Raw genomic sequence first — 18,813 nt, 5'->3', positions numbered from 1 at the left:
CCTTTCTAAAGCAAACTGACAAATTTGATACAAACATAGACAACAAATGTGATCAGAATAGACAAACAAATGACGAACTTCGGCTTAAACGCATGCAGCATCATGACCGTATTTTTTAAATCGAGCATTGGTCCGTATACGAGAAAAGCAAGGATGGACGAAGAAGGAAACAAATTGGAGAAGGAGGCGCCGATAAATGCATCCGCTTCAGAGCACAGTGATAAAAAGTAAGCCAGTCCCATCATGACCAATGCCGAGTCGAGCATGCCCCCTCCGAACAAAAACAGCGATTTTAACGGGAGGTAGGTTTGCACAAGTGCGGCAATTAAAGCGCCGATAATCAGAAACCTTCCCATATCAAAGAATTCGTCAACAGCGTGTTTCAGCATATCAAATAGCTTTTCCGAAAAAGGGGATTGTCTGCCGGAATGGGCGCAGTGTGCAGCTGTTATGCTGCTTTCCGTTTTCAGCTGGCTGGAGCGGAACATCATGCTGATCGCAAAAGCGATGATGACCGCTGCGGCAAAACCGACAGCAACCCTTAAAACGGCCATTCGCAAATCATTGCCAAATGCCATAAAAGTGGATAAGATGACAATCGGATTGATCAGCGGACCTGTCAACAGAAAGCCGACGCCGGCGTAGATGGGAACGCCTTTTGAGACGAGCCTTCTCACGATCGGGACAATTCCGCATTCGCAAGCCGGAAAACAAGCGCCGAGCAAACAGCTGACAATTACTCCTGAAAACCTGTTTTTTGGAAAAAGCGAGCGGATGTGCTCTTCAGTTACAAAAATCTGGATGAAACCGGCGATCAATACCCCGATTAATACAAAGGGAAGAGCTTCGATTAAAATGCTGATGAAAATCGTATTCAGCTGCTGAACGGAAGCCGGAATCTGGAAGGGGAGGCCTGCGGCGAGCGATCCGCCGGCTGACACAAGGCATAGCAAAACACCGATGACAACAAGCCCGGTAAAGTCGATTAAATAACTATTAAGTGAACGAAACATCACTTTTCCTCCATCCTGAAATAGCTAATCGTAATGATTCTTTTTTAAAGGTATGCCTGTCCTTTTTTAAACATGACAACAAAAGAATGATGCCGAAGCGTTGCAGGGCTTTATTTTCTTTTTCCGCGATGTTGGTTTATAATACATATGCGAGTGGATGCTGCAATCATCATCACCAATCAGCTTTAAAAAGGCAGGAGGAATATTCATGAGCGTACATATTGGCGCAGAAAAAGGACAAATTGCAGAAACGGTGCTGCTGCCGGGAGACCCGCTGCGTGCAAAATATATCGCTGATACATATTTGGAAAACGTTGAATGTTATAACGAAGTACGGGGAATGTACGGCTTTACGGGCACTTATAAAGGAAAGCGCGTTTCCGTACAGGGGACAGGCATGGGTGTGCCGTCTATTTCAATTTATGTCAATGAACTGATCAGAAGCTATGATGTGAAAAACCTGATCCGCGTCGGATCGTGCGGTGCGATCAGAAAAGACGTCAATGTAAGAGATGTCATTCTGGCAATGACTTCATCAACCGATTCGCAAATCAACAGAGTGGCATTCGGATCGATCGACTTTGCGCCCTGCGCAGACTTCGGCCTGTTAAAAGCTGCTTATGACGCTGCAAGTGAGCGGAACATCCCGGTTACGGCAGGGAACGTGTTTACGGCGGATCAATTCTATAATGACGACAGCCAAATTGAGAAGCTTGCCAAACATGGAGTGCTTGCGGTCGAGATGGAAACGACGGCGCTTTATACATTAGCTGCGAAATTCGGCCGAAAAGCCCTCTCCATTTTAACGGTCAGCGATCACGTTATTACCGGCGAGGAAACAACAGCAGAAGAAAGACAGACGACCTTTAATGATATGATTCTGCTGGCTCTGGATACCGCATTGTAACCAGATACATGCACTGAAAAAGGATGGATTCGAATGAACGGAAAGTACAAATACGTGACGATTGCTTCATTGCTGAGTGCAGCGGTTCTGCTTGGCACAGGATGTACCATGACTGAACAGAAGCAAAATGACACGGCTAAAACACAGAACACTGCAAATGCAAGCAAAGATGCGAAAGACCAAAAGGACGACAGCAGCCTGGAAGATCAGGAGTTCATACTTGAGAGCAAGTATTTTAATCAAATTAAAGATGTAGACGGGCTGCCGACGATTCAAAATCCGGAAAACATACTGGCGCTTGTCAATAAAGAGTACGCGCTTCCCGGCAACTATGCACCGAGCGACTTGACAGTGCCTGATGTCGCGTTTTCTTTTACCGAGGATATCGACAAGCGGTATATCAGAAAAGAAGCCGCCAAAGCGCTTGAAGAGATGTTCAGTGCCGCGAAAAAAGAAGGCTATGAACTGGCTGCGGTGTCCGGCTACAGATCCTATGACAGACAAAAAGCGATCTATAACAACGAAGTGAGCCAAAAGGGAGAAGAAAAGGCGAAAGAAGCTGTGGCATATCCGGGTCAAAGCGAGCATCAGACAGGACTTGCGATGGATATTTCCAGCAAAAGCAACGGCTTCGCCTTATCAGAGGACTTCGGCAATACGAAAGACGGACAATGGGTCGAGAAGAACGCCTACAAATACGGCTATATCATCCGTTATCCGAAAAACAAAGAAGACATTACGAAATATAAGTATGAACCATGGCACCTGCGCTATGTAGGCAAAAAAGCGGCTAAAGTCATCCAAGAGCGCGGCTTGACGCTTGAAGAGTATTTTAAACAGGTGAAAAAGATATAAAAGGGAAAGGCCGATAGATATCGGCCTTTTCATGTTACCAAAAAAACAAACCTGCAAGGGCCACACCTGCAATTAAACCGAGGCCAAGTCCGTATACAGGGCCCCAACCCCATCCGCCGCCGTAATATCCGTAGGCGAACCCGCGGCCTCCCCGTCTGATCATCGGGGCGATATACACTTTGCTTGGTGATACACGGACGATTCTTCCGACATGGACGCGGCCTCCTTTGTCGGTGATTCTCGCAACTCTGCCAACATTTTGGTGGCAAAACCTATAATATCGGTCCACTTGAATGCTCCTTCCATCATCTAATCTATTCCTAGTCAGCTTATGATAGTTTCAATAGAAAAGGTTGGACGAAAGAAGGAGGACAAATGATGGTTTATAGATGTGATATAAAAATAATATGATCAAGAGAATCCCGGTATTTTTCCAGGTAATGCAGGTGTTTTTCCATCGTTTCATAGTCTTTGTCGGAAATCGCAGGCGACAGATCCATTTCAACGGCGTCATCAGGGGCTGCTGCATCTTCCAATACGACAGGGATGATGTCAATCTTTGGAAATTCTTCTTCTCGAAGGACATTGACCCACTCATCCTCAGTATATAAAGCGGTGAATCCGTAAAAGTCCGTGATTTCCTTTTTTGCTTCGTCTGTCAGAGCGTTGCCTTCCTTAAGGCACACTTCGATCGCGATTAACATCCCTCCGGGTTTTAAAATCCGCCGGATTTCCTGTAAAGCGGACCGGATATCTGTGAAGCTCAGTACAGATTCAGATAATACACAGGCAAAGCTTTCAGACTGAAACGGCATTTCCTCGAGTGGAGAGTGGACAATCGGAATGGATAGCTGTTCTTTTTTGAAACGCTGTCGGGCTTTATCGATCATGACCGGGTCGGCATCAAGGGCAGTGACAGGAAACAGCATCTGCCCCAAATAAGCGGCGGTCTGGCCAGTTCCGCAGCCTGCATCAAGAATCGGCTGCTCAGGGTCGATGCCGGCTTTGGCGAGCACTGCCTTTGACAGGGACATCCCGCCAGGATGAGCGGATGAGACGCCGAAGCTGGCAAGCATGTCTAAATAATCGCTCAAATTGAGATCCCTCCTTTTTTGTATGCATATGCAAAAAAGGAATAATGGTTGAAAAACGATCGAATCCCAGCAGACCGGAAAATCGGATCCTGAGTAATTCGAGTTGACGAATAAAGATTCGTCCATGATAATATGGTAAGAAGAAAAGGTGGTGTTCGTTTGAAACAGCAGTTAAAACTCTTTTTGGCTGTATTGATTACGGCTGTCGCCGCCTCCGCACTGACGCTTTATCTGGTGGGCAAAGGCAGCGGCGGTTCAGTATATTCCGCTTCAGACTCCGAGAAATTCGAAAAGCTGATGGCGGCGTACGACAAAATCAAGAGCGACTATTATCAAAATGCAGACGATGAAAAGCTGACTGACGGGGCAATTAAAGGGATGCTTGGAGCTTTGGACGATCCATATTCAACATACATGGATAAGAAAGAAGCTAAAAGCTTTGAAGAAAGCATTACCTCTTCTTTTGAAGGAATCGGCGCCCAAGTAGAAGAAAAAAATGGACAAATTCTAATCGTCGCGCCTATTAAAGGATCTCCCGCAGAAAAAGCCGGCTTAAAGCCGCATGATGAAATTCAGAAAGTGGACGGCAAAAGCGTAAAAGGCAAGACCGTCAACGAAGCGACAGCAATGATCCGCGGCAAAAAAGGCACGAATGTCAAGCTTGTTCTCAACAGGGGAGGCGTCGGCCAAATCGATGTTACGATTAAGCGCGATACGATTCCAATCGAAACGGTGTACTCTAAAATGATCGGCGGCAACATCGGTGAAATCCAAATTACGTCTTTCTCTGAAAATACCGCTAAGGAACTGACGAAAGCCATTGATGACTTGTCTGAAAAAGGTGCGGAACGATTCGTGCTTGACCTCAGAGGAAATCCCGGCGGCCTGATGGACCAAGCGATTATGATGAGCAACATGTTTGTCGATAAAGGCAAAACCATTATGCAGGTTGAATCCAAAAACGGGAAAAAAGAAGTGTACAAAGCTGAGAAGGAGCGAAAAGTGAACAAGCCGACCGTCGTTCTCGTCAACGGAGGAACGGCAAGCGCCGCTGAGATCATGGCCGCAGCACTTCACCAGTCTTCAGGCATCCCGATTGTGGGTGAAAATACGTTTGGAAAAGGAACGGTTCAAAATGCGGAGAGCTTCTCTGACGGATCGACCGTCAAGCTGACGATTGCCAAGTGGCTGACGCCAAATGGTGACTGGATTCACGAAAAAGGAATCAAACCTCAATATAAAGCGGAGCTCCCAAGCTATGCTAAACTGCCGTACCTGGATTCCAAAAAAGAGTATAAGGCAGGCAGCACCGGAGACGAAGTGAAAGCTGCCCAGCAAATGCTCCAAGCGCTCGGCTATAAGCTGAATGCGACGGGGGCATTCGACGCACAGACAGAGGCTGCCGTTAAGGCTTTTCAAAAAGACCAAAAGCTGAAAACGACAGGCATCCTAACGGGCGAGACGACGATCAGCATGACAAGTAAGCTGCAGGCTAAGCTTGCTGACAATGATACGCAGCTGGATAAAGCGATTGAGATCTTAAAAAAAGAAAAATAAAAGAAACCCTTGCGCTCACACGAAGCGCAAGGGTTTTTTAGTGATCAAGCGCTTTTTTGCACATCCTTCTTAGCATGGAACAAAAAGCTGATCACAGAATTGTGTTTTACATTTTTCACAAAAAACGGATTCAACAAGACAACGGTCAAAAGGTTGGCGGTAAGCCCCCAGAATCCTTCGTAAATGCCGAAAGTGGCACCTGTTAAATAAACGGTAAATGTAACGGCCAGGCCGATGAGAAGACCGATGATCGTCGCTTCCTTCGTCTGGTTTTTCCAGAACAGGCTGATGACGATGGCAGGGAATATCTGCACCATGCCTGATACACCGAGCAGCTGAAGCGTTACAAGCGCTGCCGGGAACAGCATTCCGAATAAAAGGGCCAGACCGATGACGACGAATACCATCGAGCGGGTGATGATCGTCAGCTTTTGTCCCGAAACGCGGGGGTTGATCAAATCGCGGTATAAATTGTTAGCGAATAGGTTGGATGCCCCTATCGCCATAATCGAACACGGGATCAGACTTGCCAGGGCAATCGTTGAATAGGCGAATCCTTGCGTGACGCCGCCGTAGGAACTTTGAATTAAATACAGCAATGCAAATCTCGGGTTAATGTCATCAGGAAGTACGAGAAATGCGATAAAGCCTAAGAAAATGACTAAAATCAATACAATATTGTACAACGGCAGAAACATACTGTTCTTTCTGAGTGCATCCGCGCTGTTCGCCGTGAAAACGCCTGTCGCCGCATGGGCCCACATGAACAGAGCAAACGCGGAAACGATCGATGCCGTGATGAACCAGGCGATTCCGCGAGGTCCGTCAGAAGGGATTGTCAGCATATGCGGCGCTTCATTTGCCAGCTTGTCAATCATCGGCGTCCAGCCGTTAAAATGGATGAGCGGCAACGAAACGACCATAAACAGCATCATCACCCAAACTAAAATGTCTTTAATAATGGCAGTGTATGTAGGACCTTTGATGCCGCTGAAAAACGTATAAAGCGCGACAAGGACGAACGAAATGATTACGACGACATTGACGTTAATAAACCCTGTACCCGCGACTTGAAGCGTATCCTGAATTCCGCTGAGCTGCAGGCAGATATACGGGATCAGCATTAAGACGCCGACAATCGCAACAAGCGAAGACAGGAGCTTGCTGCTGAAGCGCTCCCTTGCATAATCGGCCAGCGTTGTGAGCTGGTGCACTTTCGCAACCTTCCAAATCTTCGGCAGAAAAAAATAGGCGATGAAATAGGCCAAAACCGAATAAGGAATCGCGAAAAAAGCGACGCTTCCGCTTGTAAAAGCGGTGCTTGTCAATCCTAAAAACGTGTAGGCCGTATACAAGTCGGCACCCACAAGAAACCAGACGAGCAGCCCTCCGAACCGCCTTCCGCCGACAGACCACTCTTCAACCGATTTCCGCGACTGCTTATTGCTACCGGCGATAAACCCGATACAGACCACGGTCAAAATAATGCCGGCGGTGATGAGGAGCGCTGTTAAATTTCCCTGCATCACTCATAACCTCCGTTTCTTTTCTCAAATCTGTAAATCGCAAATGTGATCATCGGTGTCAGCACAATCCACAGCACCAGCCAAAAATGAAAAAATGGAAGTCCGAAAACGATCGGATCAATCCGGTTTACAAATGGTAGCAAGGCAAGCTGCCCGATAAAAGGGATGATGAACAAAACCCATTTAAAAAGCTGTTGATTCACCTTTTTTCCTCCTTTAGCGATTTTAATGTTCATAATCATAGCAGTTGTCAGATTTAATCACAAGATAATTATTAGAAAAAAGTGATTTTTTAAATTATTTAAACAGGCGTTCTGGCTTGCATATTCGAAAGTATAACTTTACAATAATTAATATCTTGAATTCGAGATAAAACAGAATGAAGAGGATCACCATGCAGGAGACTGCTGAGTAAAAGAATGGGAAAGAGACGGGCGAACGGGGGCTTTTTGATTGATGAACCGCTGGAAAGCACCGGCGCAATGACATCGCTGAAACAAAATGGGAAAAGGAGTGAAAGGAAATGAATCATATATATGAGAAAGGGAATTCTGATACCACCCTGTTGTTATTGCATGGAACAGGGGGAAACGAACACGATCTTCTGCCGATCGGCAGGATGATTGATTCCGATGCAAATTTACTCGGAGTCAGGGGAAATGTGCTGGAAAACGGAATGCCCCGGTTTTTCAGGCGCTTGAGAGAAGGGGTGTTTGACGAGAAAGATTTGATCGACCGGACGGATGAATTAAAAGCGTTTTTAGATGAGGCAGCAAATGAATTTCACTTTGACAGGAGCCGGGTGGTCGCAATCGGTTATTCAAACGGCGCCAATATCGCTGGAAGTCTGCTGTTCCGTCATGAACGTGTACTGAAAGGGGCGATTTTGCATCATCCGATGGTTCCGTTTAGAAATCGCAAGCTCCCTGATATGACAGGCCTGCCCGTGTTCATTGGAGCCGGCAAAACAGACCCCCTCTGCCCGCCGCAGGAATCAAGCGAGCTTGCCGGCTATTTCACAAACGCCGGCGCCCAAGTGCTCCTTCACTGGGAAAGCGGCGGTCATCAGCTGACACACAGCGAGATCGACCAGGCGAAAATCTGGTATGAAAAGCATATAAAAGCATAAAAATAAACCTTAGTCCTTTTTGGGGACTAAGGTTTTTAGCGTGTTTACAGCCATGTAGATACGTCAGACACATCAAAACGATTGCTTTTGTGCGCAGGTTTGACCGGTTTTCCGATCGAAATCAGCATGACCGGTACATAACGTTCATTGATGTTGAATTCTTTAACGAACGCTTGCTTGTCAAAGCCGCCCATCGCGCATGTGTCATAGCCCATAGCTTTAGCCGCAATCATCAGCTGCATGGCCGCGAGCGATGCGTTAGTAAAGGCGGCGTCTCTTGCAAATCCGCTGTTTTGATAAGCGCCGTTGATTTGTCCGAGCAGCGTGTTTTTAATGTCTTCGGTCATATAACCTGCTTCTGTCAGAGGGCCGTATACGGCTTCACCGTTCAGGTTCGCTTGTAAGTCTCCAAGCACGGCTACAACCGCAGATGCCTGGCTGACTTGTTTTTGGTTGAACGCGATCGGAAGGAGTTTATCTTTTGATTCTTGGCTGTGGAAGACTGTAAAATGCCAGTGCTGCAGATTCCAGGCTGACGGAGCCTTTGTTGTGACGCTCAGCAGCTTTGTCAGCTCCTCTTTGGAAATGGAAACGCTTGTGTCATATTCTTTAATCGAAGTACGCTCTTCCAGAATGTTGAGAGCGGTGTTTTCTTGTGAAGACATGTGACTTCCTCCTTTGGGCTAAACATGTTATGATAGAGTCAGACAAAAAGTTAGAAACTTACTTTTTGTAACTTTATTGAGTATTTTAATGGCACACATTATATTTGTCAACTGGATATGGAGGGGTGAGAGAATTGGGGTTTACAATGTGTCCTAGAATGGAAGCCGCCTTTTCTTTACTCGGCAAACGATGGAATGGATTGATCATCCATGTATTGTTGGATGGACCTAAACGGTTTAAAGACTTGACCGAAATGATACCGATGATTAGCCAAAAAATGCTGGCTGAACGTTTAAAAGAGCTCGAACACTGCAAAATAATCGAGCGCCAAGTGCTGCCGGAAACGCCGGTAAAAGTCATCTATCAATTGACAGACAAGGGAACGGCGCTAGAGCCTGTCCTCAGAGAGATACAAACCTGGGCCGAGCATCATTGCGATCCGGAAGGGAGCTGACCGGATTGACTAGTAAAGAAACAGTCGTCATTACAGGCGGGGCCAAAGGCATCGGAAGAGACCTTGTGACCGCCTATGCTCAAAAAGGTTTTATCGTCGTATTCGCCGATGTACTGAAGGAAGAGGGTGAACAGCTTGAAAAAGAGCTGACCGCTTCCGGAGCGCGGGTTCAGTTTGCAGCTTGTGATGTGGGATCTGAAGAAGATGTGAAACAGCTGATGCAGGAAGCTTCCCGAAACGGCCGTTCGATATCTGCGCTCATTAATAACGCGGGCAGATCAGTTTGGAAGTCCCCTTATGATTTGACGGCGGAAGAATGGGACGATGTTCTGAATACCAATTTGAAAGGCGCGTTTCTTTGCGCAAAAGAAGCCGCCAAAAAAATGAAAGAAGCGAAAACAGGCGGAGCCATCGTCAATATCGCTTCGACAAGGGCGTTTATGTCCGAGCCTGACTCGGAAGCCTATGCCGCGTCAAAAGGGGGCTTAATCGCTTTGACTCACGCATTGGCCGCGTCTTTAAGCAAAGATTCAATCGTCGTCAACAGCATTTCCCCGGGATGGATCGAAACCGGTGATGATACTGCCCTGCGGCCTATTGACCACGAACAGCATTTGTCAAACAGGGTCGGCCGCCCTCAGGATATCGTCAAAGCATGCTTTTACTTGACCGATCCGGACAATCGCTTTGTCACCGGTACAAACTTGACGGTGGACAGCGGAATGACAAAAAAAATGATTTATGAAGAATAGCCCAAACGTTTCCCGACTTTATGAATACCTTTACTATAGGCAGACATAAAGGAGGATAAAAGCCAATGAACCCTCATATGCTTTATTCGAGATCAGGTCCTGCCGGATACCCGGCCAGATTCCCGTTATTCTGGGGTTTTGGAGCGCCGCTTGTCGGCGGATTGCTGGGCGGATTTCTCGGAAGTGCGATTTTTAACTACCCAAGACCTTACGCTTACCCGCCGCCATACCCGGGACCTTACGGCGGCACGCCTTATTACGGCTACGGGTCAGCTCCTGGGGCCGTTCCGTACGGAGGTGTTCCGGGCGCAGCTCCATTCAGAGGGGCGGGACCGGGCTATTGATCAATAAGCCAATTGTTGCTGGCATCTAAATGCCGGATGTCCAATATGAAGCGGCGGCCAAAGCTTGCGAATCTTTTCGCCTTTGGCCGCCGTCTCATTCTTTCCGGATCGATCAGTCAGGGAACTGTACTTTTCCAGGTACGGTATATGCGCTTGACGTCCCGTTTTCCGGCAGTTTTTTGATCGTGTCTTTTACGACTTTTCCTCGGATATCTGTAATTCTGACTTTAAGCGGACTTGTCCCAAGATTGGTGCTGACGAAATGGTTGTAGTCCGTTTTCTCCATGTTGATCCACTTTCCGCCTTTGTAATATTCCATTTTCATGACGGGATATTTGTGATTTCTGACTTGGATTGCCGCCCACCACTGGCTGCTGCCTTCTTTGATCCGGTAAGTGAAATTGCCGGTAATCGGCGCTTTGACTACACGCCATTTAATGTTGATTTTGCCGTCTTTCATATCGCCGATCTGGCGAAAAGCGTTCGGTGAAAGGTCAAGAGCTCCCGGCGCGCCTTCAGGATACAGATCGGTCACATAGACGGTCGTTTTTCCTTTCGGCCCTTCAACCCGCAGATAGGCGCCGGCAAGAGCTGCTTTCACTCCGCGGTAATTCATATCTGTCGGATTTAAAGCGGTGATCTTCATATTGGACGGAATAGGATCCAAAAGCAATGCACCGCCGGAGTAACCCGACCCCGTGTAAGTGGCGTAGCCCTTATGCAGTGAGTTGTATGCTGCAGAAGCTTGAGGTGAAAAACAAAGGATCGTCAAAAACATTGCTGTGATCAATAAGCTGATTTTCTTTTTCATATCCATCCTCCTGTTTTATAAATTGAGAACCATTATCATTATAAGGACTAACTGACAACAGCCGAAAGAGCAAATAGTTACAGAGATTTTTTAAGGAATAATGACTACCACCGTTGAAATGTAAAAGTTCAGCCGCATGTCAGGCAAATGAGGTGATCACCCTTGAGGACTAGTGTTAAAATGGTACAGGAAGAAAAAAAACAGCCTGCTTTGCCAAGCTGGCCGTTTTCAAAACGTGATGTCGATTTCAGACAGGTTAAAGTCCTCATTTTTTAAGAACATCACTTCTAAAATGCCGTCTTTAAATATTGCTTTCGTACCCTTTCTGCGCACTAGAGAGGGGAGAACGACTTTTTCCTGCCGCCCTTTTTCAGGGTAGTTTTCTATGATCAGGGTTTGTGAAGTATGTTTAATTTTCAGAAGGTTAAGCTGTTCTTGGGTGAGCGGTATTTTAACAAATACATGGCTTGTCGTTTCAAAAATATCAATCGGATCAGATTCATCTGCCGCCTGTGTTTCTTTTGAGAGAGGGTCACGAAAAGGAAATTGAACTGCATACCCCGGGCCGAAAACGCTTTTCATCATGTGGTGGATATACTGCTCCACATCTTTCGGGTCAGCGTTTTTTAATCCGTCCTTGGAAAACTGCTGAAATGGAAAAAAGCGTTGCCAATCAAACACGATCACACTTCCTTTCACATAGACGGTACAGTATATGCAAAAAAGTGCGGAAAGTGATGAGAAGAAAGGAAAGAAACAGACATGAATCATTCATCTCAAACGAAAGGAATCATTTACACAGCGCTTTCTTATCTGCTGTGGGGGCTCCTTCCTTTATATTGGAAAGTGCTCGATCAGACGGCTGCGCTCGATATACTGGCGCACCGGATTATCTGGTCATTTGTTTTCATGTGCGGCGTGCTTCTCGTTTTGCGGCAGTGGAAAAACGGAGTCAAAGCATTTCGCGCGCTTTCGGGAAACCGTAAGGAATTTGTACCGCTCATTTTGTCGTCCGTTCTGATTTCGATCAATTGGTATGTCTACATATGGGCTGTCAGCAACGGTTATATTCTTGAAGCGAGCCTGGGCTATTACATCAATCCGCTCGTATCGATCGTGCTCGGAATTGTCTTTTTAAAGGAAAAGCTGACGCGGATGCAGGGAGCGGCAGTTCTTCTCGCTGCCTTCGGCGTGCTTATTTCCGCCTTCCAGTACGGTTCCGTGCCGTACATCGCCCTGATACTTGCATTCAGTTTCGGGCTCTACGGACTGGCGAAAAAGCGGACATCGCTCTCAAGCGCCATAGGACTTACCCTGGAAACGATGATGATCGCTCCGGTTGCAGTGATCTATCTGTTGTTCTTCAGCCATCCGGAAAAGGCTCAAGCCGCTTCAGGGAGCATCGGCATGATGGTACTGCTGTTTTTGGCAGGAGTGTTAACTGCGATTCCGCTGCTTTTATTTGCGGAAGGTGCGAAAAAACTTCCGCTTTATCAAGTCGGCATTTTGCAATATATCGCTCCGACCATTACATTATGCTTAGGCGTGTTCGTCTACCATGAACCGTTCAGCAGCAGTAAGGTCTTTACGTTTACCTGCATATGGGCGGCGCTGATTTTGTTTACACTTTCGCAATTTCAATGGAAGAAACCGGAGAAGGTATTTTTAAAAAGAAAAAATTCCTTTCATCCGTAAGCCCTTTTTCTTTTCAATAAGCACTGATTATGTATAATTAAACATTATTGAAGCAATTCGGAGGTTATTCCGTCATGGCAGACGAACTAGAGCTTTTCCGGGCGTATAAAACCCTTTGGAAAAACCGGACGATGGACGGAGAAGGCAGGCAGGCGCTTCATCGGGCGATTGATGATGAGTTGAACGACCTCCGCACCCATCCAAGGCTCAGAAAGACGAAGCACGAAAAATACTATCAATCAATCCGGCGCATTGTGAATTCACAATTGGAACCAGATATGAAGCTCAAGCTGATTGAATGGCATACGGAACGATTGGAGTTATTAACAAACGAAGAAAGCAGGGAGTAACATGAAAGCAATAATAAAAGAAGATGTGCAGGCTTCTTTGGAAACATTTTTAAACCAGCCTGTTTACATTCATTTGGAGACGACAACCGGATCGTATTCCGCGCATAAAGATGAGCAGAACATGACCGTGGTGGCGTATATCAGAAACGCGAAGGTGACATGCTCCCGCGCCAAAATCACGGGCGAGGGGCCATTTCGCGCCGGTTTGAAAATCGAAGACGGCTGGATCTACGCCGAAGGCCTGACGGATTATACGGTTGATGATGAAGGAAGGTTGCTTCTCGCCGGCTATTTGCCGGGCGGCAAACTCGCCATTTCGCTTCAAATCAGCAAAAAGCCATTTGCAGTCTAAAAAGAAGGTGTTATAGATGAAAAAACATTTACTCGTGATCTTGCCGCATCCTGACGATGAATCTTTCGGAGTCGCCGGCTTGATCGCCTTAAACCGAAAAGAAGATATACCTGTAACATACGCGTGCCTGACGCTGGGCGAGATGGGAAGAAATATGGGAGACCCGCTTTTTGCCAACAGGGAAACCCTTCCGCTGCTCAGAAAGCAAGAGCTGATCGACGCCTGCAGGGAAATGGATGTACAGGACTTGCGCATGCTCGGATACCGCGATAAAACGCTCGAATTCGAGGATGAAGAAAAACTGGCCGATCGAATAGAGGCTGTCATTGATGATGTAAACCCGAGCCTTGTTGTGACGTTTTATCCGGGACACGGCGTTCATCCTGACCATGATGCGTGCGGTGCTGCGGTCATCAGGGCATTATCGCGGAAAAAGAAAGAAGACCGGCCGCGCGTCTTATGCATGGCCATCACCCACCACAGGGAAGAGGTTCTTGGCAAACCTGACGTCGTTCTTGATATCAAAGAAGCCGCAGATATTAAAATGAACGCGCTCAAAGCGCATAAGTCTCAAACAGGCGGCTTTATGAAAGAAATAGAGAAAAAACTCGCCAATGGCGAGCCGGTTGTTGAGACATGGTTTGAAAAAGAAACATTTTGGACCTATCAATGGAATGATTAAAATGATCAAAAAAGGTGTCGGGCATATGAGCCCGGCACCTTTTTACACGCTTTGAGTGTGAATATAGCGGTTTTGAATGCGTTTGAGCCTGAAAAACAGCCCGACTGCACCGGCTGCGAGCCCCGTGATCAGTCCGATCCAGTACCCGAAAGCTCCGAATGAAGTATACGTTCCGATCACAAAACCGACCGGAAGCCCGATAATCCAATACGAGACGAGAGCTGTGACAAGCGTGTAGTTAACATCTTTATATCCTCTGAGCGCTCCTTGAATCGGAGCCGCGATGGCATCTGACAGCTGAAAAAACAACGCAAACAGCAAGAAGTCCTTTGTCAGAAGCAGCACATCCCGGTCAGCCGCATACAAACCGGCAATTTGCTCTCTGAACAGTAAAATGATGAGTGCGGTGAATAATGAAAAACCGACCGCTATTGAAATGCCGAGATAGCTGTAGGTTCTCGAGTCTTTAAACCGTTTTGCTCCGGCCTCAAAGCCGACGACAATTGTCAGCGTCATCGATACGCTCAATGGAAGCATGTAAAGAAGCGAAGCGAAATTCATTGCCGCCTGATGGGAAGCGATCGTGACCGTGTCAAAATGGCTCATCAGCAAAGTGACAGCTGCGAATATACTCGTCTCAAAGAAGATGGCGAAACCGATCGGAATGCCGATTTTCAGCAGTTTCATACTTTCAGCAAAAGAAAATGAATAGAATGTTCCAAAAATCCTAAACTGGTGAAACGGCGTCTTTTTGTGGACGATGTATAAAGAGATCAGACAAATGCACCAATATGTGATGGCGGAAGCCATACCGGCTCCTGCTCCTCCAAGCTTTGGAAAGCCGAAGTTCCCGAAAATGAACAAATAATTCAAAACAAAATTAATGGGCAGAGAACAGAGCGTAACCAGCATCGTCACCCGCGTTTTTCCGAGTGAATCAATAAAGCAGCGCATCACATTGTAAACAAACAACGGCAATATGCCGAGCCCGATGCAGATTAAATATTGCTTTGCGATGACCGCTACCTTCTGTTCAAGATCGAGATTCTCAAGCACCGGATCAATCAGTAAGTACCCGGAGACGATCACGGCAATGCTGATGATTCCGGCCACATAAATCGATTGAATAACAGTATAAGGGACATCCTTTTGCCGCTTGGCCCCCATCAGTTGGGCGACCATCGGTGTTACAGCCGTCAAAATGCCGGCAAGCCCTGTATAAACCGGGGTCCACAAACTCGAGCCGATTGCGACGCCGGCGAGGTCGGCGGCACTGACTTTGCCTGACATCACCGTGTCGAGAACCGTAATGAGCGACAGTCCCGCTTGCGTAATCAAAATCGGAATTAAAATCGTTAAAAACTGCCTTGTTTTCTCCCGCAAATCCTTTGTTTCCCTCATATCAGTTCCCCGTTTCTTTTGGATAACGAGAGAAATTATAACACGTTATGTATAAAATGCAATAAATGTCTGTTCAATCTTTTTTCGCCTGTTTTGCTTTTTTAAACATTTGCACATAAATAAAGGAAAGAGAAAGAATTCCTAAACACGTACATAAATATTGACATATTTTTTGAATGGTCAAGAAGATTCACCTCCATATCTTAAAATGCGTCATAAAAGGAGGAAACATGCATGAAAGCGGCGGTAATAAACCGGAAGTTTTTTTATGTGTTTTCTAATAGTAAATAACGACTATTGATATACAAAAATGAATGAGTATTAAGTGTTAATTTTACATTTATCTTTATATTAAGATAGGAAATAAGAATCTATAGATGAAATAGTAAAACGCCGTTCGATCTAAAAAAAAGATACTCCCAATTCCGGATGTTGGCAAAAAAAATGTATGATATAGTCAATTTATGGTTTCGTGGAGGAATTTGTGCTGAAATGTAGAAATGTATAAGTGATCCTGATCTTTGCTTTTCGATTAGGCAATAGATGAGGATTGATCGGCGATTTACGGTAAACTAATGAATAAGAATACGCAGTTTTTACACCCTCAACTTGAACGCTGGGCTTGACCGTTTGATCCGAAAAAGAAAATCGGCTGTAAAACGGCACAGAAATCCGCATGTTACGGCGTCTATTCGGGCTGTTTCGGCACATGCAGCATATCCAGTTAACTCCTTCTCGCTGTTTTTCACCATGAACCTCTGATTTTAAAACAACTGATCATCGTATTTCCGAAAACTTAAAACTCAAACCTTTGCAAAAAAAGCACCCGATATCTCGAGCATTGAAAAAAGTGTTGATTTTTGTCAATGTGCCTATCAGTCTGTATTTTTAATAAGAAATTTGTAAAAAGGCAAAAAGACTATTAAAAAAATATAAATTAGACCGATACAAATCGTGAATTGCATTTTTTGCTTAAGAATATAAAAGGGGGCTTTCAGCCAAAGGCCATCCATACGGTGATCAGATCACCTGCCTGACCGGCTGGATAAAGTCTTAAGCAATGGCAAATGTAATGGCATACATAGAGAGAACGAAAATGAAACGGGAGGTTAAGAGGTTATGAAGAAGAAGATAGCAGTAGGTTTGGCGGCCTCTGCGGTAGTTGGAACTTCATTGGCGGCGTCACCGGTAGAAGCCCAAACCATCAAGGTGAAAAGCGGAGACTCACTGTGGAAGCTTTCAGCTGAGTACAATACCAGTGTTTCGGCACTTCAATCAGCCAACAATCTTTCATCTACAGTTATTTATGTCGGACAAACTTTAAAAGTACCGGACGGCAAGTCAAAAAGCAGCTCACAGACAAAATCCGCAAGTTCCAGCTCAAGCTCAAGCACTGCAAAGTCAACTTACACAGTGAAATTAGGAGATTCCTTGTGGCTGATTGCCAAAGACTACAAAACAACCGTAAAAGAGATTAAAAACTTAAACGGTCTGAGCAGCGATATGATTTACCCGGGACAAAAGCTGGTTATTAAAGGAAGCGCGAAAAACACCGGTTCCAGCTCTGGCTCAAGTTCGAGTTCCAGTTCGAAATCATCCAGCTCATCCTCAAGCTCGCAAAGTTCAAGCAGCACATACAAAGTCAAATTGGGCGATTCTTTATGGAAAATTGCCAATAATTTGAATATGACAATCGCCGAAATTAAAACGCTGAACAACTTGAAGTCGGACACGATCTACCCGAACCAGGTTCTTAAAGTGAAAGGAACGGTTTCCAGCGGAAGCAAAACATCTTCTGGTTCGTCTTCAAATTCTTCATCAAGTAAAACGAACACAAGCAGCAGTTCAAAAACGACCACTTACACGGTTAAACCAGGCGATTCTCTGTGGAAAATTGCAAATTCGATGAATGTGACAGTACAAAGCATCAGAGAAGCTAATCGATTAAAAACAGATGTCCTGCAAGTCGGCCAGAAGCTTAAAATCTCCGGTGCATCGACTTCCGGATCATCTGGCAGCCCGTCTTCCAGCTCGCCGAACTCTTCAGTTTCAACCGGCACTTCGACAAGTGCAAAGGTCGAACGGATGATTGCAGAAGCAGAAAAGCATATCGGCGTGCCTTACAGATGGGGAGGCAACAACCCTTCAGGCTTTGACTGCAGCGGATTCATCTATTACACGTTGAACAAAGTCACATCTGTCTCAAGGCTGAGCGCAGCCGGATACTGGAGCGTCATGTCACCAGTCAGCCAACCTTCAAGAGGAGACTTCGTTTTCTTCCAAACATATAAAGCGGGCCCTTCACACGTCGGGATTTATTTAGGAAACAACAAGTTTATCAATGCCAACGATTCCGGTGTCACTGTCAGCGACATGAACAATTCCTACTGGAAACAGCGCTATCTCGGTGCAAAACGGTATTCATTCTAAAAAAGCCATTTTATATGGCTTTTTTTTTGCGTGTTTTCAGGATAGGAAGGACAGGTTTAATGCCCCTCTTCGTTGTCTAAACTGAAAAGAAAAGCGAAGGGGGGAGCCGTTTGAGAACATTACATTACATATTGCTCACATGTATGGCCGTTTGTTTGGCAGCTGCATGTACACAGCAGAAAGAAATTCAGCAAAAAAATGTCGAACAGGAACATAGAGTAACCTTTGAAGCGATGACACAGCCGTTAAAAGTACCGCTGATCAAACGCGACGGTACGGAAACCGGTTTTATAGAAGTGTCTGAATCTGCTGCAGAAGGCCTTGATATCAGAGTCAGCGCCCATAATCTGCCGCCGGGAATGCTTGCTTTTCATATTCATGAAACGGGCGTGTGTAAAAAGCCTGATTTTGAAAGTGCGGGTGCTCATTTCAATCCTGACCAAAAGGAGCACGGCTTTCACAATCCGAAAGGACCGCATGCCGGTGATTTGCCGAATATTGAAGTCGGAGCCGACGGCAAAGTCGACGTTATCGTAAATGCGCCGGACGTCACCCTCGATCAGAAAAGCAAGTTCAGTCTGCTTGATCATGACGGAAGTGCTTTCGTCATTCATGAGCATCAGGATGATGATCTGACAAATCCATCCGGAAACTCCGGAGCCCGGATGGTTTGCGGAGCGCTGACGAACACCGGAAAAAAGTGAATCGGCGCATGGAAGCCGTTTATATTGAGGGCAGTGCATCTTTTCTAGTATACTTACATACAGAAGACGCTTTGAGAAAGGAATTTTACAA

General features: G+C 45.9%; 22 protein-coding genes. 13 read left to right on the top strand and 9 right to left on the bottom strand.

Annotated elements, in window-relative coordinates:
- Positions 1 to 5 precede the first annotated feature (5 nt).
- Entirely contained in the window at positions 6 to 1,013 is a 1,008-nt protein-coding gene (locus MHB72_RS12165) for a permease (protein WP_216920221.1), read from the bottom strand.
- Positions 1,014 to 1,221: 208 nt separating this feature from the next.
- On the opposite strand from MHB72_RS12165, the gene deoD reads away from it, so the two are divergent.
- Positions 1,222 to 1,920 (top strand): purine-nucleoside phosphorylase, encoded by a 699-nt coding sequence (gene deoD, locus MHB72_RS12160; RefSeq protein WP_003182742.1) that lies wholly within the window; start codon positions 1,222 to 1,224, stop codon positions 1,918 to 1,920.
- 33 nt (positions 1,921 to 1,953) lie between these two features.
- Entirely contained in the window at positions 1,954 to 2,775 is an 822-nt protein-coding gene (locus MHB72_RS12155) for a M15 family metallopeptidase (protein WP_025811280.1), read from the top strand.
- A gap of 34 nt (positions 2,776 to 2,809) precedes the next feature.
- Here MHB72_RS12155 and MHB72_RS12150 read toward each other — a convergent pair whose 3' ends face one another.
- Positions 2,810 to 3,064 (bottom strand): hypothetical protein, encoded by a 255-nt coding sequence (locus MHB72_RS12150; protein WP_020451839.1) that lies wholly within the window; start codon positions 3,062 to 3,064, stop codon positions 2,810 to 2,812.
- Positions 3,065 to 3,158: 94 nt separating this feature from the next.
- Positions 3,159 to 3,869 carry a class I SAM-dependent methyltransferase gene (locus MHB72_RS12145; protein WP_340902830.1) on the bottom strand — a complete coding sequence of 237 codons (711 nt, stop codon included), beginning with the start codon at positions 3,867 to 3,869 and terminating at the stop codon, positions 3,159 to 3,161.
- 159 nt (positions 3,870 to 4,028) lie between these two features.
- On the opposite strand from MHB72_RS12145, the gene MHB72_RS12140 reads away from it, so the two are divergent.
- The gene (locus MHB72_RS12140; RefSeq protein WP_020451837.1) at positions 4,029 to 5,426 is read left to right on the top strand and encodes a S41 family peptidase; all 1,398 of its coding nucleotides are present in this window, start codon (positions 4,029 to 4,031) and stop codon (positions 5,424 to 5,426) included.
- 44 nt (positions 5,427 to 5,470) lie between these two features.
- Here MHB72_RS12140 and MHB72_RS12135 read toward each other — a convergent pair whose 3' ends face one another.
- Positions 5,471 to 6,952, bottom strand: a complete 1,482-nt coding sequence (locus MHB72_RS12135; RefSeq protein WP_023857371.1) for a sodium:solute symporter family protein — start codon at positions 6,950 to 6,952, stop codon at positions 5,471 to 5,473.
- On the bottom strand, positions 6,952 to 7,155 hold the full coding sequence (locus MHB72_RS12130) for a DUF3311 domain-containing protein (RefSeq protein ID WP_020451835.1): 204 nt from the start codon (positions 7,153 to 7,155) through the stop codon (positions 6,952 to 6,954). Before MHB72_RS12130 ends, MHB72_RS12135 begins: the two co-directional genes overlap by 1 nt.
- Positions 7,156 to 7,475: 320 nt before the next feature.
- Between MHB72_RS12130 and MHB72_RS12125 the strand changes: the two genes are divergently transcribed.
- Positions 7,476 to 8,081, top strand: a complete 606-nt coding sequence (locus MHB72_RS12125) for an alpha/beta hydrolase (protein ID WP_020451834.1) — start codon at positions 7,476 to 7,478, stop codon at positions 8,079 to 8,081.
- Positions 8,082 to 8,125: 44 nt separating this feature from the next.
- Here the strand turns inward: MHB72_RS12125 and MHB72_RS12120 are convergent, their stop codons facing one another.
- Positions 8,126 to 8,746 carry a nitroreductase family protein gene (locus MHB72_RS12120; RefSeq protein WP_020451833.1) on the bottom strand — a complete coding sequence of 207 codons (621 nt, stop codon included), beginning with the start codon at positions 8,744 to 8,746 and terminating at the stop codon, positions 8,126 to 8,128.
- Between the two features lie 134 nt (positions 8,747 to 8,880).
- Here MHB72_RS12120 and MHB72_RS12115 point away from each other — a divergent pair, with 134 nt between their 5' ends.
- The 3 genes from MHB72_RS12115 (at position 8,881) to MHB72_RS12105 (ending at position 10,297) form a co-directional block, all read left to right on the top strand.
- Positions 8,881 to 9,201: a winged helix-turn-helix transcriptional regulator gene (locus tag MHB72_RS12115; RefSeq protein WP_023857369.1), complete on the top strand. Its 321-nt coding sequence runs from the start codon at positions 8,881 to 8,883 to the stop codon at positions 9,199 to 9,201.
- Positions 9,202 to 9,206: 5 nt separating this feature from the next.
- Entirely contained in the window at positions 9,207 to 9,953 is a 747-nt protein-coding gene (locus MHB72_RS12110) for an SDR family oxidoreductase (RefSeq protein ID WP_216920227.1), read from the top strand.
- 65 nt (positions 9,954 to 10,018) lie between these two features.
- Positions 10,019 to 10,297, top strand: a complete 279-nt coding sequence (locus tag MHB72_RS12105; RefSeq protein WP_023857367.1) for a hypothetical protein — start codon at positions 10,019 to 10,021, stop codon at positions 10,295 to 10,297.
- Positions 10,298 to 10,409: 112 nt separating this feature from the next.
- Here the strand turns inward: MHB72_RS12105 and MHB72_RS12100 are convergent, their stop codons facing one another.
- The gene (locus tag MHB72_RS12100) at positions 10,410 to 11,108 is read right to left on the bottom strand and encodes an expansin EXLX1 family cellulose-binding protein (RefSeq protein ID WP_020451830.1); all 699 of its coding nucleotides are present in this window, start codon (positions 11,106 to 11,108) and stop codon (positions 10,410 to 10,412) included.
- 228 nt (positions 11,109 to 11,336) lie between these two features.
- Positions 11,337 to 11,789 (bottom strand): spore gernimation protein GerT, encoded by a 453-nt coding sequence (locus MHB72_RS12095; protein WP_101561003.1) that lies wholly within the window; start codon positions 11,787 to 11,789, stop codon positions 11,337 to 11,339.
- Positions 11,790 to 11,870: 81 nt separating this feature from the next.
- Here MHB72_RS12095 and rarD point away from each other — a divergent pair, with 81 nt between their 5' ends.
- The 4 genes from rarD (at position 11,871) to bshB2 (ending at position 14,187) form a co-directional block, all read left to right on the top strand.
- Positions 11,871 to 12,803, top strand: a complete 933-nt coding sequence (rarD, locus tag MHB72_RS12090; protein ID WP_020451828.1) for an EamA family transporter RarD — start codon at positions 11,871 to 11,873, stop codon at positions 12,801 to 12,803.
- Between the two features lie 74 nt (positions 12,804 to 12,877).
- Entirely contained in the window at positions 12,878 to 13,153 is a 276-nt protein-coding gene (locus MHB72_RS12085; protein ID WP_023857365.1) for a hypothetical protein, read from the top strand.
- Position 13,154: 1 nt separating this feature from the next.
- Positions 13,155 to 13,505 (top strand): YojF family protein, encoded by a 351-nt coding sequence (locus tag MHB72_RS12080; RefSeq protein WP_020451827.1) that lies wholly within the window; start codon positions 13,155 to 13,157, stop codon positions 13,503 to 13,505.
- A 16-nt stretch (positions 13,506 to 13,521) separates the two neighbouring features.
- Positions 13,522 to 14,187 carry a bacillithiol biosynthesis deacetylase BshB2 gene (gene bshB2, locus MHB72_RS12075; RefSeq protein WP_025811289.1) on the top strand — a complete coding sequence of 222 codons (666 nt, stop codon included), beginning with the start codon at positions 13,522 to 13,524 and terminating at the stop codon, positions 14,185 to 14,187.
- A 42-nt stretch (positions 14,188 to 14,229) separates the two neighbouring features.
- Here the strand turns inward: bshB2 and MHB72_RS12070 are convergent, their stop codons facing one another.
- Positions 14,230 to 15,588, bottom strand: coding sequence for an MATE family efflux transporter (locus MHB72_RS12070; protein WP_023857362.1), 1,359 nt, complete (start codon positions 15,586 to 15,588; stop codon positions 14,230 to 14,232).
- A 1,119-nt stretch (positions 15,589 to 16,707) separates the two neighbouring features.
- Here MHB72_RS12070 and MHB72_RS12065 point away from each other — a divergent pair.
- Together MHB72_RS12065 and MHB72_RS12060 are read left to right on the top strand one after the other, a co-directional pair.
- Positions 16,708 to 18,018, top strand: a complete 1,311-nt coding sequence (locus tag MHB72_RS12065; RefSeq protein ID WP_023857359.1) for a C40 family peptidase — start codon at positions 16,708 to 16,710, stop codon at positions 18,016 to 18,018.
- A gap of 143 nt (positions 18,019 to 18,161) precedes the next feature.
- Positions 18,162 to 18,722, top strand: coding sequence for a superoxide dismutase family protein (locus tag MHB72_RS12060; RefSeq protein WP_407640594.1), 561 nt, complete (start codon positions 18,162 to 18,164; stop codon positions 18,720 to 18,722).
- Positions 18,723 to 18,813: the final 91 nt, after the last annotated feature.

This window comes from Bacillus sp. FSL K6-1284 (genome assembly GCF_038002625.1).
Lineage (GTDB): Bacteria > Bacillota > Bacilli > Bacillales > Bacillaceae > Bacillus > Bacillus paralicheniformis.
Note: the sequence above shows the minus strand (reverse complement) of the source record. Positions and strands in the feature narration are given on the sequence as shown.

What these genes read in the sequence shown, in the direction of transcription:
- MHB72_RS12165 (WP_216920221.1), bottom strand. Translation starts at nt 1,013, where the DNA reads ATGTTTCGTTCACTTAATAGTTATTTAATCGACTTTACCGGGCTTGTT.
- deoD (WP_003182742.1), top strand. Translation starts at nt 1,222, where the DNA reads ATGAGCGTACATATTGGCGCAGAAAAAGGACAAATTGCAGAAACGGTG.
- MHB72_RS12155 (WP_025811280.1), top strand. Translation starts at nt 1,954, where the DNA reads ATGAACGGAAAGTACAAATACGTGACGATTGCTTCATTGCTGAGTGCA.
- MHB72_RS12135 (WP_023857371.1), bottom strand. Translation starts at nt 6,952, where the DNA reads ATGCAGGGAAATTTAACAGCGCTCCTCATCACCGCCGGCATTATTTTG.
- MHB72_RS12125 (WP_020451834.1), top strand. Translation starts at nt 7,476, where the DNA reads ATGAATCATATATATGAGAAAGGGAATTCTGATACCACCCTGTTGTTA.
- MHB72_RS12120 (WP_020451833.1), bottom strand. Translation starts at nt 8,746, where the DNA reads ATGTCTTCACAAGAAAACACCGCTCTCAACATTCTGGAAGAGCGTACT.
- MHB72_RS12105 (WP_023857367.1), top strand. Translation starts at nt 10,019, where the DNA reads ATGAACCCTCATATGCTTTATTCGAGATCAGGTCCTGCCGGATACCCG.
- MHB72_RS12100 (WP_020451830.1), bottom strand. Translation starts at nt 11,108, where the DNA reads ATGAAAAAGAAAATCAGCTTATTGATCACAGCAATGTTTTTGACGATC.
- rarD (WP_020451828.1), top strand. Translation starts at nt 11,871, where the DNA reads ATGAATCATTCATCTCAAACGAAAGGAATCATTTACACAGCGCTTTCT.
- MHB72_RS12085 (WP_023857365.1), top strand. Translation starts at nt 12,878, where the DNA reads ATGGCAGACGAACTAGAGCTTTTCCGGGCGTATAAAACCCTTTGGAAA.
- MHB72_RS12080 (WP_020451827.1), top strand. Translation starts at nt 13,155, where the DNA reads ATGAAAGCAATAATAAAAGAAGATGTGCAGGCTTCTTTGGAAACATTT.
- bshB2 (WP_025811289.1), top strand. Translation starts at nt 13,522, where the DNA reads ATGAAAAAACATTTACTCGTGATCTTGCCGCATCCTGACGATGAATCT.
- MHB72_RS12070 (WP_023857362.1), bottom strand. Translation starts at nt 15,588, where the DNA reads ATGAGGGAAACAAAGGATTTGCGGGAGAAAACAAGGCAGTTTTTAACG.
- MHB72_RS12065 (WP_023857359.1), top strand. Translation starts at nt 16,708, where the DNA reads ATGAAGAAGAAGATAGCAGTAGGTTTGGCGGCCTCTGCGGTAGTTGGA.
- MHB72_RS12060 (WP_407640594.1), top strand. Translation starts at nt 18,162, where the DNA reads ATGGCCGTTTGTTTGGCAGCTGCATGTACACAGCAGAAAGAAATTCAG.